Source organism: Sanguibacter suaedae (assembly GCF_016342785.1).
Lineage (GTDB): Bacteria > Actinomycetota > Actinomycetes > Actinomycetales > Cellulomonadaceae > Sanguibacter > Sanguibacter suaedae.
This window is the reverse complement of sequence record NZ_JAEINH010000010.1, coordinates 18,994-34,212: the sequence shown is the minus strand read 5'-3', so window position 1 is coordinate 34,212 and position 15,219 is coordinate 18,994. Positions and strand designations below refer to the sequence as shown.

At 71.8% G+C, this 15,219-nt stretch carries 15 protein-coding genes; 7 read left to right on the top strand and 8 right to left on the bottom strand.

Features of this window, described 5'->3' with window-relative positions; all coding sequences use genetic code 11:
* Window positions 1-8: 8 nt before the first annotated feature.
* On the bottom strand, window positions 9-1,346 hold the full coding sequence (gene gdhA / locus JAV76_RS12110; RefSeq protein WP_198734327.1) for an NADP-specific glutamate dehydrogenase: 1,338 nt from the start codon (window positions 1,344-1,346) through the stop codon (window positions 9-11).
* A gap of 269 nt (window positions 1,347-1,615) precedes the next feature.
* On the opposite strand from gdhA, the gene JAV76_RS12105 reads away from it, so the two are divergent.
* Window positions 1,616-2,929: a hypothetical protein gene (locus JAV76_RS12105; protein WP_198734326.1), complete on the top strand. Its 1,314-nt coding sequence runs from the start codon at window positions 1,616-1,618 to the stop codon at window positions 2,927-2,929.
* Window positions 2,930-2,980: 51 nt separating this feature from the next.
* On the opposite strand, the gene JAV76_RS12100 is transcribed toward JAV76_RS12105, so the two are convergent.
* From JAV76_RS12100 to JAV76_RS12085, 4 genes are all read right to left on the bottom strand, one after another.
* Window positions 2,981-4,666 carry an AMP-binding protein gene (locus tag JAV76_RS12100; RefSeq protein ID WP_198734325.1) on the bottom strand — a complete coding sequence of 562 codons (1,686 nt, stop codon included), beginning with the start codon at window positions 4,664-4,666 and terminating at the stop codon, window positions 2,981-2,983.
* A 166-nt stretch (window positions 4,667-4,832) separates the two neighbouring features.
* Window positions 4,833-5,861, bottom strand: coding sequence for an NAD(P)-dependent alcohol dehydrogenase (locus JAV76_RS12095; protein WP_230402238.1), 1,029 nt, complete (start codon window positions 5,859-5,861; stop codon window positions 4,833-4,835).
* On the bottom strand, window positions 5,858-6,145 hold the full coding sequence (locus JAV76_RS12090; protein ID WP_198734324.1) for a hypothetical protein: 288 nt from the start codon (window positions 6,143-6,145) through the stop codon (window positions 5,858-5,860). Before JAV76_RS12090 ends, JAV76_RS12095 begins: the two co-directional genes overlap by 4 nt.
* On the bottom strand, window positions 6,142-6,492 hold the full coding sequence (locus JAV76_RS12085; RefSeq protein ID WP_307844194.1) for an ArsR/SmtB family transcription factor: 351 nt from the start codon (window positions 6,490-6,492) through the stop codon (window positions 6,142-6,144). Before JAV76_RS12085 ends, JAV76_RS12090 begins: the two co-directional genes overlap by 4 nt.
* Before the next feature lie 281 nt (window positions 6,493-6,773).
* Here JAV76_RS12085 and JAV76_RS12080 point away from each other — a divergent pair, with 281 nt between their 5' ends.
* The 4 genes from JAV76_RS12080 to JAV76_RS12065 are packed head-to-tail and all read left to right on the top strand — an operon-like array spanning window position 6,774 to window position 9,549.
* The gene (locus JAV76_RS12080; protein WP_198734322.1) at window positions 6,774-7,358 is read left to right on the top strand and encodes a GNAT family N-acetyltransferase; all 585 of its coding nucleotides are present in this window, start codon (window positions 6,774-6,776) and stop codon (window positions 7,356-7,358) included.
* Window positions 7,355-8,197 carry an alpha/beta hydrolase gene (locus JAV76_RS15280; RefSeq protein WP_198734321.1) on the top strand — a complete coding sequence of 281 codons (843 nt, stop codon included), beginning with the start codon at window positions 7,355-7,357 and terminating at the stop codon, window positions 8,195-8,197. The genes JAV76_RS12080 and JAV76_RS15280 overlap by 4 nt, the downstream gene beginning before the upstream one ends.
* Complete coding sequence (locus JAV76_RS12070; protein WP_198734320.1) at window positions 8,194-9,117, top strand: phosphodiesterase; 924 nt, start codon at window positions 8,194-8,196, stop codon at window positions 9,115-9,117. The genes JAV76_RS15280 and JAV76_RS12070 overlap by 4 nt, the downstream gene beginning before the upstream one ends.
* A gap of 12 nt (window positions 9,118-9,129) precedes the next feature.
* Entirely contained in the window at window positions 9,130-9,549 is a 420-nt protein-coding gene (locus tag JAV76_RS12065; RefSeq protein WP_198734319.1) for an SdpI family protein, read from the top strand.
* 71 nt (window positions 9,550-9,620) lie between these two features.
* Here JAV76_RS12065 and JAV76_RS12060 read toward each other — a convergent pair whose 3' ends face one another.
* On the bottom strand, window positions 9,621-10,256 hold the full coding sequence (locus JAV76_RS12060; RefSeq protein WP_198734318.1) for a TetR/AcrR family transcriptional regulator: 636 nt from the start codon (window positions 10,254-10,256) through the stop codon (window positions 9,621-9,623).
* A 126-nt stretch (window positions 10,257-10,382) separates the two neighbouring features.
* Between JAV76_RS12060 and JAV76_RS12055 the strand changes: the two genes are divergently transcribed.
* On the top strand, window positions 10,383-10,946 hold the full coding sequence (locus JAV76_RS12055) for an NAD(P)H-dependent oxidoreductase (protein ID WP_198734317.1): 564 nt from the start codon (window positions 10,383-10,385) through the stop codon (window positions 10,944-10,946).
* Window positions 10,947-11,047: 101 nt separating this feature from the next.
* Window positions 11,048-11,731: a YqjF family protein gene (locus tag JAV76_RS12050; RefSeq protein ID WP_198734373.1), complete on the top strand. Its 684-nt coding sequence runs from the start codon at window positions 11,048-11,050 to the stop codon at window positions 11,729-11,731.
* A 64-nt stretch (window positions 11,732-11,795) separates the two neighbouring features.
* On the opposite strand, the gene JAV76_RS12045 is transcribed toward JAV76_RS12050, so the two are convergent.
* Both JAV76_RS12045 and purL read right to left on the bottom strand, forming a co-directional pair.
* A complete protein-coding gene (locus JAV76_RS12045; protein WP_198734316.1) occupies window positions 11,796-12,815 on the bottom strand; it encodes a hypothetical protein in 1,020 nt (339 codons plus the stop codon).
* 10 nt (window positions 12,816-12,825) lie between these two features.
* The gene (gene purL / locus JAV76_RS12040) at window positions 12,826-15,150 is read right to left on the bottom strand and encodes a phosphoribosylformylglycinamidine synthase subunit PurL (protein ID WP_198734315.1); all 2,325 of its coding nucleotides are present in this window, start codon (window positions 15,148-15,150) and stop codon (window positions 12,826-12,828) included.
* Window positions 15,151-15,219 lie beyond the last annotated feature (69 nt).

Here is a 15,219-nt window from a genome sequence, read left to right as displayed (position 1 = left end):
TGTGCGGGTCAGACGACGCCGAGGGCGAGCATCGCGTCGGCGACCTTGGTGAAGCCCGCGATGTTCGCACCGGCGACGTAGTTGCCGGGCTGGTCGTACTCGTCGGCGGTGGCGGCGCAGCGGTCGTGGATGCCCGTCATGATCTGTGCGAGGCGGTCGGCCGTGTGCTCGAACGTCCAGGCGTCGCGGCTGGCGTTCTGCTGCATCTCCAGAGCGGACGTCGCCACTCCCCCGGCGTTGGCGGCCTTCCCGGGGGCGAAGAGGGTCCCGGCCTCCTGGAGGAGGGCGACCGCGTCGGGCGTGGTGGGCATGTTGGCGCCCTCGGCGACGGCGAGGAGACCGTTGCCGAGCAGGGTGCGGGCGGCGTCGACGTCGAGCTCGTTCTGGGTGGCGCACGGGAGGGCGACCGTGGCGGGGACGTCCCAGATGGACCCGCCCTGGACGAGGGTGGCGCTGTCGCGGCGGGCCGCGTAGTCGTCGACGCGGCCGCGCTCGACCTCCTTGATCTCGCGCAGGACGTCGAGGTCCACGCCGGCCTCGTCGACGACGTACCCGGAGGAGTCGGAGAACGCGACGACGTGCGCGCCGAGCTCCTGGGCCTTCTGGATGGCGTAGATGGCCACGTTCCCGGACCCGGAGACGACGACGCGCTGGCCCTCGAGCTCGAGCCCGCGCGTACGGAGCATCTCCTGGGTGAACAGGACGGTCCCGTACCCGGTGGCCTCGGTACGGACCAGCGACCCGCCCCAGCTGATGCCCTTCCCGGTGAGGACACCGGACTCGTAGCGGTTGGTGATGCGCTTGTACTGGCCGAACAGGTACCCGATCTCACGGCCGCCCACACCGATGTCTCCGGCGGGGACGTCGGTGTACTCGCCGATGTGCCGGTAGAGCTCGGTCATGAACGACTGGCAGAACCGCATGACCTCACCCGTGGACTTGCCGCGCGGGTCGAAGTCGGACCCGCCCTTGCCACCACCGATGGGCATGCCGGTGAGGGAGTTCTTGAAGACCTGCTCGAACCCGAGGAACTTCACGATCCCCAGGTACACGGACGGGTGGAACCGCAGGCCGCCCTTGAAGGGGCCGAGCGCGGAGTTGAACTCGACGCGGAACCCACGGTTGATCTGCACGCGGCCGGAGTCGTCGACCCACGGGACACGGAAGATGATCTGCCGCTCGGGCTCGCAGATGCGTTCCAGGACGGCGGCGTCCACGTACTGGGGGTTCTTGCGCAGGACGGGGGCGAGCGACTCGAAGACCTCACGGACGGCCTGGTGGAACTCGGTCTCGCCGGGGTTGCGGCGGAGCACCTGGTCGAGAACGGGCGCGAGCTGGCCTTCCATCGGCGGTCTCCTCGGGTCGCGTGGCCCGCACCCGGAACGGTACGGGCGTGCCACTAGTGGCACACGCGTACCGTATCCGGAGCCGTGGCGCGGGGACACCGCCGGTCCGACGGGTGAGCCACGCCGCCGAGCAGCCCGGTGCCCGTCGCCGGACGTGTTGTCCACAGGGCCCCACGCGGGTGGTCGCCCCGTCGCTAGGCTCGCCGGGCCTCACCCCCTCCGGGACGGTGACGCCCCACCGTCGCCGAGCACACCTGGACCACCTCCTCATGACGCACCACCCGCCGCACCGCGGCGCCGCCACCCTCCTCGCCGTCGCCCTCCTCGGGCTCGCAGCCTGCTCGGGCGGGGCGAGCGCCGACGAGACCCCCGCGTCGCCCGCCACGCCGACGGTGGAACCGATGACCTTCGTCGCCCCGGACCGCTCCGCGAACGCCGAGTTCGGTCTCACCGCCGACGGCCCCGAACGGACCGACAAGCACGGCACCTACCGGCAGGCGAGCATCGCCGACGACGCCCTCGTGCTGCAGTACGAACCCGACGTCGTGGACCCCGGAGTCGCGGCCCTCTACGCGCCCGAGGACGTCGCCGCCGCGCACCGTGCGGCCGTCACGTACTTCCTCACGGAGTTCATCGACTCCGAGGTCGTCGCGGACGACAGCGAGGAGGCTCGCGCGGCGGCGGGGAGCAGGATCGCCGCGGCGCTCTATCCCGACCCGGAGTTTCGAGGAAGCGTGCCCTCGTGGCTGAACGAGGAGGATTGCGAAGGCCTGTCGGACTGTTGGTCCACCGCGAGGGACGAGAACCTCGGCTACGCCCCTGTCCCCTACGGCGAGGCCCTGCGGTTCGTGCTCTCAAGTTTCGGCACGGCCGAGATCACGGCGTCCGAGTACTACGACGTCATCGTGACACTGAGTGCCGGGTACCTGCGAGAGATCGATGTGCCCGACCAGCCACACGCGGTCGAGACCGCGCACGTGAGGACCTCCTTCACCATGTCCCAGGTCGACGGCGAATGGCTCATCCTCGGCATGGATGTGAACTCCAGCCTCTTCGACGTCGAGTCGCTCGTCGAGGGCGGGTCTGAGTCTCTCCCCCTCCTCGACGTTGCGGCCAGCGGCGTCGTCCCGGACGGGTTTGTCGAGACGACCTTCGGTGAGGTCGTTCTTGCTCTCCCCGCGCAATGGGCGCCCGGGGGCGAGGACCGGTGGTCCTGGACCAACGTCCCCGAGGACACCGACGTCGAGATGGACGCCTTCCTCGGGCCGGTCCTCGAGTCGACGTCCGAGCCTGCGGGCCTCATGGTCTGGCGTGAACCCGGCGAGGTCGAGGCGCAGGGTGTGGGGACGTCCAACCCTGACTGGTGGCACCCCGTCGGAGGTTCCTCGTACCGGCTCGACGTCGAGGGGACCGAGGAGGCGTTCGCCCGCATCGAGCCCGCAACATCGACGCAGGAGGCGGAGTTCGTCGAGATCACCCTGGTCCTGGCAGACACCGAGAACATCCGCATCGGGACGTACGCCGACCCAGGCGAGGGCGAGGACACGCTCCGGGAGATCGTCGAGACCCTGTCCGTCTCGTGACGGCGTCCGCTTGATCACTGGATCGCCCGAGGTGGAGAAGGCGGGCCGGGCTCAGGTCTCCTCGGCCGGTCCGTCGGCCGATCGGTCCGCCTGCCGGAGCGCAACCCGGCGGATCTTCCCGGAGACGGTGGTGGGCATGGCGTCGACGAACTCGACGATGCGCGGGTACTTGTAGGGCGCGGTGCGGTGCTTCACGTGGTCCTTGATGTCGTGGGCGAGGGCGTCGGACGCGACGTAGCCGTCGGCGAGGACGACGGTGGCCTTGACGACGGTCCCGCGGACCTCGTCGGGGGCGCCGGTGACGGCGCACTCCCGCACGGCGGGGTGGCTCATGACGACGCTCTCCACCTCGAAGGGTCCCACCCGGTACCCGGAGGTCTTGATCATGTCGTCGGTGCGGCCCACGTACCAGAAGTACCCGTCGGCATCCCGCCGGGCGAGGTCGTGGGTGTGATAGAAACCGTCGTGCCACACGGCTGCGGTGGTCGCGGGGTCGCCCGCGTAGCCGATGAAGAGGCCGAGGGGCCGGGTGCCCTCGGGGACGCGGAGGCAGATCTCGCCGTCCTCGTCGACGTCGGCCTCGGTGCCGTCCTCGCGGAGGAGCACGACGTCGTACGCGGGTGACGGGGTGCCCATGGACCCGGGCTTGGTGGCCTGCCAGTGGTTGGTGACGACGGCGAGGGTCATCTCGGTCTGGCCGTAGCCCTCCTTGAGCTCGAGGCCCGTCATGTCGCGGAAGCGCTCGTACACCACGGGGTTCATCGCCTCGCCGGCGATGGTGCAGTGCTGGAGTGCGGAGAGGTCGTACCGTCCGAGGTCCTGGCCCACGAGGAACCGGTAGACGGTGGGGGCGGCGCAGAACGTGGTGACCCGCGCGTCCTCGAGGTGCTTGAGGAGGCGGGCGGGGTCGAAGCGGTCGAAGTCGTAGACGTCGACGCACGTCTCCATGAACCACTGCCCGTAGAGCTTGCCCCACACGGACTTGGCCCAGCCGGTCTCGGAGACGGTGAGGTGCAGCCCGTCGGGGTCCACGCGGTGCCAGTACTTGGCGGTGGCGATGTGCGCGACGGGGTAGGAGTGGTCGTGGACGACCATCTTGGGCTGAGCGGTGGTGCCGGACGTGAAGTACAGCAGGAGAGGGTCGTCGACGGTCGGGAGGTCCTGCGCGGCGGGCTTCACGAACGGGCCGGTGGCGGCCATGCCTGCGTCGAGGTCGTCCCAGCCGGGGCGCTGGCCGCGGACGCCGATCTTGCGGAGCGTGCGGCCTGTCTCGGCCTCGGCGGCCTCGACCTCGGCCGCGACGTCGCCCTCGAGGGTGCACACGACGGTGGTGATGTCCGCCTCCTCGAGGCGGAACACGAGGTCGTACCGCAGGAGCTGGTTGGTGGCCGGGACGGCCACGGCCCCGATCTTGTGGAGCGCGGTGATCGCCCACCAGAACTGCGGGTGCCGCTTGAGGATGAGCAGGACCCGGTCGCCCTTGCGGACGCCCTGGGCGAGGAAGTACGACGCGGCCCGGTCGCTGAGGCGCTTCATGTCACCGAAGGTGTAGTCGGCGCGCTCGCCCTCGTCGTTGCACCACCGCAGCGCGCGACGGTCGGGAGTCTGCGTGCCGAGGCGGTCGACGACGTCGTACGCGAAGTTGAAGCCCGGCGGGCACGTGGGCTCGAAGGACCGGGGGTGGCCGTCGTCGGCCAGGTCCTCCGTGAGGAACTCCGTGTGCAGCCCGACCACCATGTGCGTGCCTCTCCCGTCGACGCGTCGATCCCGATCGACGCTAGCACCGAGGTCCCTCCAGGACCCGGGACCGGACCGGGCGTGCCCTCGTGGGCGATGCGTGCGCTGCACGGCACGCCCCGTCCTCAGGAGCACGCCCCGTCGGGGCCATCCAGGACTGGCGGGGTCAGAGGGTGATGACGATCTTGCCTCGAGCATGCTCGTCCTCGAGCTGGCGGATCGCGGCCGCCGTCTCCGCGAGCGGGTAGGAGCGGTCGATCACCGGTCTCACCTCACCCTTCTCGATGAGGTCCGCGAGGTAGGCGAGGTCTGCCGGATTCACCGACTCGGAGAGGCTCGTGAGCCGCTGACCGACCACGAGGTTCACGAGGACGGCACGGACGATGAGCGGCATGGGTCCCAGGAACCGGCCACCTCCGCCGCCCGAAAGCACCAGGGTGCTGCGTGGTGCGAGGGCTCGTCGGAGCGCCGTGAGGGACCGGTTGGCGACGAGGTCGAACACGACGTCGTACCGCTCCCCCGCCCTGGTGAAGTCGTCGCGGGTGTAGTCGACGACGTGGTCCGCACCGAGTGACCGCACGAGCTCGACGTTGCGGGTGCTGCACACCGCCGTGACCTCGGCACCGAGGGCCTTGGCGATCTGGACGGCGAAGGTCCCGACACCGCCCGACGCCCCGTTGATCAGGACACGATGACCGGCCTTCACACCACCGCTGTCCCTGACGCCCTGGAGCGCGGTGAGCGCCGCGAGCGGCACCGCGCCCGCCTCCTCGAAGGACAACGTCGCAGGCTTGGGCGACAGGTTCGTCTCCTTGACGGCCGCGAGCTCGGAGAACGTCCCCTGCTTGATGTCCCCGTGCCCGTAGACCTCGTCGCCCGGTCGGAGCGTCGAGACCTTGGACCCCACGGCCTCGACCACACCGGCGACGTCGATCCCCCGGACCTGGACGGTGGGTGTGCGGATCCCGAAGCCCACGAGTCGCATGAAGTACGGCTTGCCGCGCATGAGGTGCCAGTCGGCGGCGTTCACCGACGACGCCCGCACGCGGACGAGCACCTCGTCGTCAGCGGGCACCGGGACGGGGACGTCGCGCAGCTCGAGGACGTCGGGCCCGCCGTAGACGTCCTGGACGATCGCCTTCATGACGCCGACCCGCGGGTCCGCGGTGGCAGCACCCGGCTCCGGGGCGGTCATTCGACGCTCCGCAGGATCTGCTCGACGGCGGCCGTCCGGGTGCGCAGCTCGGCGACGTCGGCCGCCGTGCGCTGCTGCGCGTCGAGGGTGTTCTCCGCGAGCCGCTCGTAGCGGCTCACGAGCTGACGCATGTCCTCGTCCTGCTTGGCGTCGATCTTCGTCTTGCGCAGCTCGAGGAACGTGGCGCACGCGGCGCCCACGAGGAACATGACGAAGACGAGGAGTCCGACGAACGCCGCCACCTCGGGCGCGCTCACCTCGCTGTCCGCACTGATGTACATCACGGGTTCTCCTGGGGTGGTGGACCCTTGGTGGCGTCCGGTGGGGTGAGGGTGGTGGCCGCCGCGGCGAGCACGGGCGGTGTGATCGTCAGGTGGAAGTCGGTGAGCTCGAAGTACTTCATGGCCTTGCCGTCGAGGGAGAGCTCCAGCGCGCCGGCCACCAGGCCGGCTGCCTCGAGCCGCTGCAGGTGCATGTGGAGCAGCGGCCGGCTGATGCCGACGTCGCGAGCGAGCTGGCTCACGTACTCCCGGCCGTCGGCGAGCCGCGCGATGATCCGCAGCCTGATCGGGTTCGCCAGGGCCGCCAGCACGAGGACCAGCTGGTCTCCGGTCGGTTCGTCGTGTGTCACATCGCTCCTTCGGGTGTAAGAGAAGACTGACGGGTGGCGATAAGACCTGTCAAGGATTCCTGACAGGTCCATCAAGGCCGCCTCCGCCCACTCCAGGCCACGAGTTCGGTACTTCCAGTCGAGGGCGTCAGCTCGAAGTGCCGAAGCCGACTGGAAGTGCCGAACTCGACGCGGCTGCGAGCGCACGGGGGGCGGAGGTCGGGGGTCAGGGATCGGGCCTCGGACTGGTGTTCGGCTGGTGTGACGGCGCGTCGGCCTCCCGGAGGGTCTATCGTCCGTCTGTGCTCGATGAACCAGTGCGTGACGACCTTCCCCTGACCTTCCGCCCGGCCACCCTCGGCGACGTCCCGGCCGTCGTCGCCCTCGTCGGCTCGGCGTACCGGGGTGAGGCGAGCCGTGCGGGGTGGACCACGGAGACGGACCTGCTGTCGGGGCCGCGCGCCGACGAGGCGATGCTCCGTGCGGACGTGGAGCGTGAGGGCAGCCGCATCGTGCTCGCGGAGCAGGACGGGGTGCTCGTGGGGTGCGCGCACGTCACGCGCATCTCGGAGACGGGCGCCTACTTCGGGTTGTTCGCGGTGCGGCCCACCGCGCAGGGGCAGGGCATCGGGAAGCAGGTGCTCGCCGAGGCGGAACGCGTGGCCCGGGACGCCTGGCAGCTGCGCACCCTGGAGATGACGGTCCTCGACGCGCGCCCCGAGCTGCTCGCCTACTACGACCGCCGCGGGTACCGCGCCACCGGCGAGCGCGCACCGTTCCCGCCGCCGGGCATCGAGGGCGTCGTGGTGCTCCGCGACGGCCTGCAGCTCCTCGTGCTCCGCAAGGACCTCGCTCACACCGGACCGTCGACGGAGGACCTCCCGTGACCCACCCTGCCCCTGCGCCCTCGCCACCCGTGGTCCTCGTCCCTGAGGGCGAGCGCGCCGTCGACGCCGCCATCGAGGACCGTGACGAGGGCGACCCGTCGGGCCGCGACCGGATGCTGCGGAACGTCACGGTCCCCACGCTCACCCCGTACCTGCCGGAGCCGTCGGTGCGGACCGGGACGGGTGTGGTCGTCGTCCCCGGTGGGGCGCTGCACTTCCTCGCGGTGGACAACGAGGGCACGCATGTCGCCGAGCGGCTGGCGGAGCGCGGGATCGCGGCGTTCGTCCTCCGGTACCGCCTGGCGCCCACACCGGTGGACGAGGCGGAGCTCGAGGCCGCGATGCGTCGCACCTTCGCGGAGCGATCCACCCTCGCCGACATCTCCCGGGAGCGGCGGGCACCGGCGCTGGCCGACGGGTCGGCGGCGCTGCGCACGGTGCGGGAGCGGGCCGACGGGTGGGGCGTCGACCCCGAGCGGGTGGGCATGCTCGGCTTCTCCGCCGGCGCCTTCGTCACGCTCGTCACGACGCTCGACGGCCCCGCTGGGGAGCGCCCGTCGTTCGTGGCCCCCGTGTACCCGGCGTGGTGGGACGACGTCACGGTCCCCGTGCCCGCCCCGCCGATGTTCCTCGCGTGGGCCACCGACGACGGCCTGGGCGACGTGATCATCGACCCCGCCCTGCGGATCTACGACGCGTGGCGCCGCGCGGGCGCAGCGGTCGAGGCGCACGCCTACTCGCGCGGCGGCCACGGGTTCGGGTCACGAGCGCAGGGCACCACGTCGGACCACTGGTTCGACGCGTTCGTGCGGTGGACGGCCGATACCGTGGGTGCATGACCCAGCTCGGACAGCACCCGGCGCCGTCGCACGCGATCGCGCACATCAGCGACACGCACCTCCTCGCGGGGAACCGCCGCCTGTACGACGCGGTGGACACTCAGGCGAACCTCGAGCGGGCGCTGCGCCAGCTCGAACGGTCGGACATCCACCCGCAGGCCCTCGTGTTCACAGGGGACCTGGCGGACCTGGGCGAGCCCGACGCGTACGCCCGCCTGCGCGGCCTCGTGGAACCCATGGCGGAACGCATGGGCGCCCAGGTGGTGTGGGTCATGGGCAACCACGACGAGCGGGCCCCGTACGCGCAGGGCCTGTTCGACGAGCCCGGGTCCGAGGCCCCGCAGGACCGGGTGCACGACGTGGACGGGCTGCGCATCGTGTCCCTCGACACGACGGTCCCCGGGTACCACCACGGCGAGCTCACCGACGACCAGCTCGGGTGGCTCGCCGACGTCCTCGCGACACCCGCCCCGCACGGCACCCTCGTCGCCATGCACCACCCGCCGGTGCCCACTCCCCTCCTGTGGGCCATGGACATGCTCGAGCTCCGCGAGCAGGACCGCTTCGCCCGCGTGGTCGAGGGCACGGACGTGCGCGGCATCCTCGCCGGGCATCTGCACTACTCGACGCACTCCCTCGTGGCAGGAATCCCCGTGTCGGTGGCCGCGGCCACCTGCTACACGCTCGACCTCAGCGCCCACGACCGCCTGCTGTCCGGCGTGGACTCCGGGCAGTCGATGATGATCGTCCACGCGTACCCGGACCGTCTGGTCCACTCCCTGGTGCCGGTCGGGGAACCCGCTGAGGTCTCGGCGTTCCCCGACCGGCACCGGGCCACCATCGAGGCCATGACCCCGGAGCAGCGCGTCGAGATGTTCTCGAGCAAGACGTCGCCGTTCAACATGGGCGAGCGGGGCTAGGAGCCGTCGGTCATGATGTGGGTGACGTGGGGGCAGTGCGCCCGGCACCCGACGATGGGATGGCGTGAGATGAACGACTGGGTCTTCGCGGGCCTCGCCTTCGCGGCGATCGGCGGGTTCCTGCTCTGGACGGCGGTCCACTCCGTGCGTCAGGACGTCGACCACCGGCGGTCGCCCGGCCTCAGGACTCCTACGACGCTCGAGTCCCGGCAGGCGTGGCTCGCGGCGCACCGACGAATCTCGCCGGTGCTGTGGCGAACCGGCCTGGTGACGATGATCCTCTCCGTGGCGGCCGTGATCTGGGGATCCGTGGACGGCGGCGGCAACGCCGAGGCCTTCGTCGTCGGGTGCCTCCTGACCTTTCTGCCGGTCCTCGTCCATGTCTACGTTCGAGGGTCACGAGCGGCATCGGAGGCGCGCGGGGATCGCTGACGACTGGTACCGACGACCGCCAGGGTCTCGTCAGCCACGTCGCTGACGGGACCTCTGTCGGATGCGGACGCTCAGGCGGACCCGACGACGCGCCGGACGAGCTGTTCCCACCCGTCGGCGAGGCGGTCGAGGGAGAGGCCCGCTCCCGTCGACTCGTGGTGGATCACCCCGGCGTCGAGCACCGCGAGGAGGTGGAACGCGAGGACCTCGACGTCGACGTCGCTGCCGGTCTGGCGCAGGAGCATCTGGACGTGCATACGGCTCGCGGCGCGCACTGCGCTCGAGTAGCGACCCTCAGGGGACGACGCGACCGCGCACAGGAGCTCGCCCTGGACGGTGACGAGGGACAGGCGCCCACGGCCGAAGGCGACGAGCCGGTCGACGGGGTCCGCGCCCGGCCCCAACGGCGGCGGTCCGGAGAGGAACGCGCGCTGGAACTCCGTCTCCGTGTCGTCGAGCAGCGCCTCGAGCAGCCCCTGCCGGGACCCGAAGCGGCGGAACACCGTCCCCTTGCCGAGGCCGGCCTCGCGCGCGAGCGCATCCATGGTCAGGCCCGCGACGCCCGTGGCATCGAGCATCCCGCGCGCCGTGGCGAGCAGGTGCTCCCGGTTGCGCGCCGCGTCGGAACGGCAGTCGTCCGTGCGGTGCCCCTCGGCGCAGGTCCCGCCCGCAGGAGGACCGACGCCGATCAGGTCGTCGGATCGCATGGTCTCCGTCCGGTGGTCGAGATCGTCAGGGCTGGGAATAGAAAACGGACCGTGGTCCGTTTTAGTGTCGCACCACGCAGTCGACGGCGCCCACCGCCGTCGAGCATCCCACCGAAGGAGCACACCGTGCCAGCCACCTCCGTCCTCGTCCTCGTCGGCAGCCTCCGCGGCGGCTCGACCAACCGCCAGCTCGCCGAGACCGCCGTCGAGCTCGCCCCCGCCGACGTCACGCTGAGCATCTACCCCGCGCTGGCCGACCTGCCCTTCTACGACGAGGACATCGACCTCGAGGGTTCGGCACCTGAGTCCGCCGACCGCTTCCGCGCCGCCGTCGCGGCCGCCGACGCCGTTCTCGTCGTGACCCCCGAGCACAACGGCACCATCCCCGCCGTCCTCAAGAACGCCATCGACTGGGCGTCCCGCCCCTACGGCGTCGCGCCGCTCACGCAGAAGCCCGTCGCCGTCATCGGCAGCGCCTTCGGCCAGTACGGCGGCGTGTGGGCCCACGACGAGGCTCGCAAGGCGCTGGGCATCGCCGGCGCCCGTGTCCTCGACGACGTGACGATGTCCGTCCCCGGCTCCCTCGTGCGCTTCGCCGAGACCCACCCCCGCGACGACGCCGAGGTCGTCGAGCAGCTGCGAGCCGTCGTCGACGGCGTCGTCTCCCGGGCAGCCGCACCCGCGGCCTGACGGCCACGCCGGTGAGGACGGCGAGCGCGCGGGGCGATACTGGCCGGGTGGACCCCTCGCCCATCACGGCCTCCGCCCCGCCGCTCGCGCGTCCCCGGATCATGACGCAGCGGTGGGAGGACCTCACGTTCATCCACTGGCGCGTGGATCCCGCGCTCGTCGCGCCGCTGCTGCCCCGCGGCACCACCCCGGACCTGTTCGACGGCGCGACCTACGTGGGTCTCGTGCCGTTCCGGCTCGCCGACGCCGGGGTGGGCCGCGGGCCGGCCGTCCCCTGGCTGGGGACCTTCGCCGAGACCAACGTGCGCCTCTACTCGGTCGACGCATCCGGGCAGCGCGGCGTCGTCTTCCGCTCGCTCGAGGCCGCGCGGCTCGCCGTCGTCCTCGCCGCCAGGGTCGGGTTCGGGCTGCCCTACACGTGGGCCCGCATGCGGATCGACCGGACGCCCACCACGATCACGTACACGACGGCCCGGCGCCTGCCCGGGCCTCGCGGCGCGGGCGGTCGTGTCGTCGTCGAGCCCGGCGAGCGGATCACGGAACCCGACACCCTCGCGCACTTCCTCACCGCCCGCTGGGGGCTGCACACCCGGCACCTCGGGCGACTGCTCTTCGTGCCCAACGACCACGAGCCGTGGCCGCTCCACCACGCCCGCGTCACGCACCTCGACGACTCGCTCGTGGCCGCCGCCGGACTCCCCGGACTCGTGGACCGGGCACCCGACTCGGTGCTCTGGTCGCCCGGCGTGCGCACCGTCTTCGGGACTCCGCGCCGGGCGGGCTGAGGTCCGGCGATCCGATTCGGCGTGCACGGCCGGGCCCAGGAACCGGCGGCCGGTGAACCGACCGTCAGCCGTCGTGCGCGAGGCGGCCGAGCACGTCGCGACCGTCCGCGGTGAGACCGGGGAGTGCATCGCGCAGCACCTCCGCGACCCGACGGACGAGGAAGGGATCCGGGTCCCCCTCGGCCGCGTCCACGGCGGCCCCCGTGGACCAGGCCTCCACCGTGAGCTCCCCGTCGTCGTCCAGGGACGCCTCGACCGGCCGCGGCTGCTGTCCGCGGCGATCCACGAAGAGCTCGATCCCCACCGACCTCACGGTGGCGTCTGCGAGACCTCCGGGCATGGTCCCCGGCGCGCTGGACGGCCCTGGACCGAACACCTCGAGGACACGGGCGACCACCCGCTCCGACGCCGCGTCCCAGGCGGCCGCACGCACCTTCCGGTGGGCGTACTCGGCCTCCGTGACGCTCCCGTCGTCGAGGTCCACGTGGTCGACGGTGACGTCCAACCAGACCCCCTCGGGGTCGTGCTCCTCGAAGGGGTAGACGTCGCCCGCGCGCGTGAACCGTCGCAGGGCGGGCCACCCCCGCTCGTCCGTCACGTCCCGGTCCTCGAGGTCGCTCGCCACGTCCGAGACGACCATCTCGTCGCGGTCCGCGAGCGCCTCGGCGAAGGTCCAGCCCACCGGGTCGGGACGGACCCGTTCGAGGGGTGTCGCGTCGGGTCCCCGGTCGAAGGCCCTCAGCTGGGTGGGGTCGGCGACGACCTGCGCGCACGCGACAGGACCGGCGGCCAGGACGCGTGTCACGGCACGGACGAAGCGGCGCCGCGCGAAGACCGCGCGCGGGCCGGTCCAGGGGTGCTCCACGATGTGGCGGGCGTGCTCCTCGGTGTCGAGGGCTGCCAGGGCTGCGCCCAGCTGCGACTCGACCCGCGTGGCCTGCTCCTCGGTGAGCGCGAGGACGGCCTCACGCACACGGCCCAGCCCCGCGGCGTCGACCGTCCCGCCGAGCGGGGCGAGCACACCCCACAGGTCCTGCCACTCCGCGACGTCCGCCCTGCGTCGCCGCCTCCCGAACAGGCCCATGTCGTTCCGCTCAGCCGAAGATCGCGGGCAGCGTCCGGTCGTGCGCCTCGCGGGCCTCGTCGAGGGGCAGGGTGAACAGGCCGGTGACCTCGAGGACCTCGGCGCCGTCGACGTCGTTGCCCGTCTCGCCGATGCGCAGGTGCGGGACTCCACGGGCGACGCACGCGTCGACGAACCGGACCTCCTCGCCGCGGGGCACGGACACGAGGGCGCGGGCCGTCGACTCCGAGAAGAGCGCCTCGAACGCGGTGACGCCGTCACGCTCGAGGAGGGCGTCGAGCGACACGGTCGCGCCGGTCCCGAACCGCAGGCACGCCTCGACGAGCCCCTGGGCGAGGCCGCCCTCGGAGAGGTCGTGGGCGGCGTCGACGAGCTCGTCCCGCGTGGCGTTCACGAGGACCTCGGCGAGGGCCCGCTCGGCCGCGAGGTCGAGGGCCGGCGGCAGGCCACCGAGGTGGTCGTGCACGACGTCGGCCCACGCGGACCCGTCGAGCTCGGGGCGGGTGGTGCCGAGGAGGAAGATGCTCTCCCCCTGCGCCCGCCACCCGGACGCGGTGGCGCGGGACACGTCGTCGAGGACACCGAGGACACCGACGACGGGGGTCGGGTGGATGGACGAGTCGATCTGGCCCGGCTCGCCGGTGCCGTTGTAGAGCGAGACGTTGCCGCCGGTGACGGGGACACCGAGAGTCTGGCAGCCGTCGGCGAGACCCTCGATGGCCTCGACGAGCTGCCACATGGCGTCGGGGTCCTCGGGGGACCCGAAGTTCAGGCAGTCCGTGATGGCGAGGGGGCGGGCGCCGGTCGCGGCGACGTTGCGGTACGCCTCGGCGAGGGCCAGCTGGGCGCCCGTGCGGGGGTCGAGCTTGGTGTAGCGGCCGTTGGCGTCGGTGGCGAGGGCCACCCCGAGCCCCGTGGTCTCGTCGACACGGACCACGCCGCCGTCGTCGGGCTGCGCGAGCGCGGTGTTGCCCTGCACGAAGCGGTCGTACTGGTCGGTGACCCACTCCTTGGAGGCGAGGTTCGGCGAGGAGAGGAGGCGCAGCACGGTGGCGCGGAGCTCGTCGCCGGTCTCGGGGCGGGCGAGCCCGGCCGCGACGACGGTGTCGGCGTTGAGACCGTCCTGCCACGAGGGGCGCGCGTAGGGGCGGTGGTAGACGGGCCCTTCGTGCGCGACGGTCCTGGGGTCGACGTCGACGATGCGCTCGCCGTGGTGGTCGATGGTCAGGCGCCCGGACCCGTTGACCTCGCCGATGACGGCGGTCTCGACGTCCCACTTGCCGGTGATGGCGAGGAATGCGTCGAGCTTGTCGGGGGCGACCACGGCCATCATGCGTTCCTGCGACTCGGACATGAGGATCTCGCCGGCGTTGAGCGACGGGTCGCGGAGCAGCACGTCGTCGAGCCACACGTGCATGCCGCCGTCACCGTTGGACGCGAGCTCGCTCGTGGCGCAGGAGATCCCGGCGGCACCGAGGTCCTGGATGCCCTCGACCACCTGGGCGGCGTAGAGCTCGAGGCAGCACTCGATGAGGACCTTCTCCATGAAGGGGTCGCCCACCTGGACGCTGGGTCGCTTGGCGGGGACGCCGTCCTCGAAGGTCTCGGAGGCGAGGATGGAGGCGCCGCCGATGCCGTCGCCGCCGGTGCGGGCACCGAAGAGGATGACCTTGTTGCCGGTGCCGGACGCGTTGGCGAGGTGGATGTCCTCGTGGCGCAGCACACCGAGGCACAGGGCGTTGACGAGGGGGTTGCCCTGGTAGGACGGGTCGAAGACGAGCTCGCCACCGATGTTGGGCAGGCCCAGGGAGTTGCCGTAGCCGCCGACGCCGGCGACGACGCCGTGCACCACGCGGGCGGTGTCGGGGTGGTCGACCGCACCGAAGCGGAGCTGGTCCATGACGGCGACGGGGCGCGCACCCATGGAGATGATGTCGCGGACGATGCCACCGACGCCGGTCGCTGCGCCCTGGTAGGGCTCGACGTAGCTGGGGTGGTTGTGGGACTCGACCTTGAAGGTCACGGCCCAGCCGTCGCCGATGTCGACGACCCCGGCGTTCTCGCCGATGCCCACGAGGAGGTGCTTCTTCATCTCGTCGGTGGTCTTCGCCCCGAAGGTGCTCAGGTGCACCTTGGACGACTTGTACGAGCAGTGCTCGGACCACATGACGGAGTACATGGCGAGCTCGGCGGCGGTGGGGCGACGGCCCAGGATGTCGCGGATCCGCTGGTACTCGTCGGGCTTGAGCCCGAGCGCCGCGTACGGCTGCTCCTCGTCCGGGGTGGCTGCTGCGCGCTCGACGGTGTCCAGGGTGGGCTTGCTGGGGGCAGTCATCAGTTCCCTCATCGGTGGTGTGCCACTCACGCGGTCGAAGTCACCGACGACGGAGCACGGCTCTGCGAG

Excerpts from the sequence above, each read along its gene's own strand:
- gdhA (WP_198734327.1), bottom strand. The coding sequence starts at position 1,346 with ATGGAAGGCCAGCTCGCGCCCGTTCTCGACCAGGTGCTCCGCCGCAAC.
- JAV76_RS12105 (WP_198734326.1), top strand. The coding sequence starts at position 1,616 with ATGACGCACCACCCGCCGCACCGCGGCGCCGCCACCCTCCTCGCCGTC.
- JAV76_RS12100 (WP_198734325.1), bottom strand. The coding sequence starts at position 4,666 with ATGGTGGTCGGGCTGCACACGGAGTTCCTCACGGAGGACCTGGCCGAC.
- JAV76_RS12095 (WP_230402238.1), bottom strand. The coding sequence starts at position 5,861 with ATGACCGCCCCGGAGCCGGGTGCTGCCACCGCGGACCCGCGGGTCGGC.
- JAV76_RS12070 (WP_198734320.1), top strand. The coding sequence starts at position 8,194 with ATGACCCAGCTCGGACAGCACCCGGCGCCGTCGCACGCGATCGCGCAC.
- JAV76_RS12065 (WP_198734319.1), top strand. The coding sequence starts at position 9,130 with ATGATGTGGGTGACGTGGGGGCAGTGCGCCCGGCACCCGACGATGGGA.
- JAV76_RS12060 (WP_198734318.1), bottom strand. The coding sequence starts at position 10,256 with ATGCGATCCGACGACCTGATCGGCGTCGGTCCTCCTGCGGGCGGGACC.
- JAV76_RS12050 (WP_198734373.1), top strand. The coding sequence starts at position 11,048 with ATGACGCAGCGGTGGGAGGACCTCACGTTCATCCACTGGCGCGTGGAT.
- JAV76_RS12045 (WP_198734316.1), bottom strand. The coding sequence starts at position 12,815 with ATGGGCCTGTTCGGGAGGCGGCGACGCAGGGCGGACGTCGCGGAGTGG.
- purL (WP_198734315.1), bottom strand. The coding sequence starts at position 15,150 with ATGACTGCCCCCAGCAAGCCCACCCTGGACACCGTCGAGCGCGCAGCA.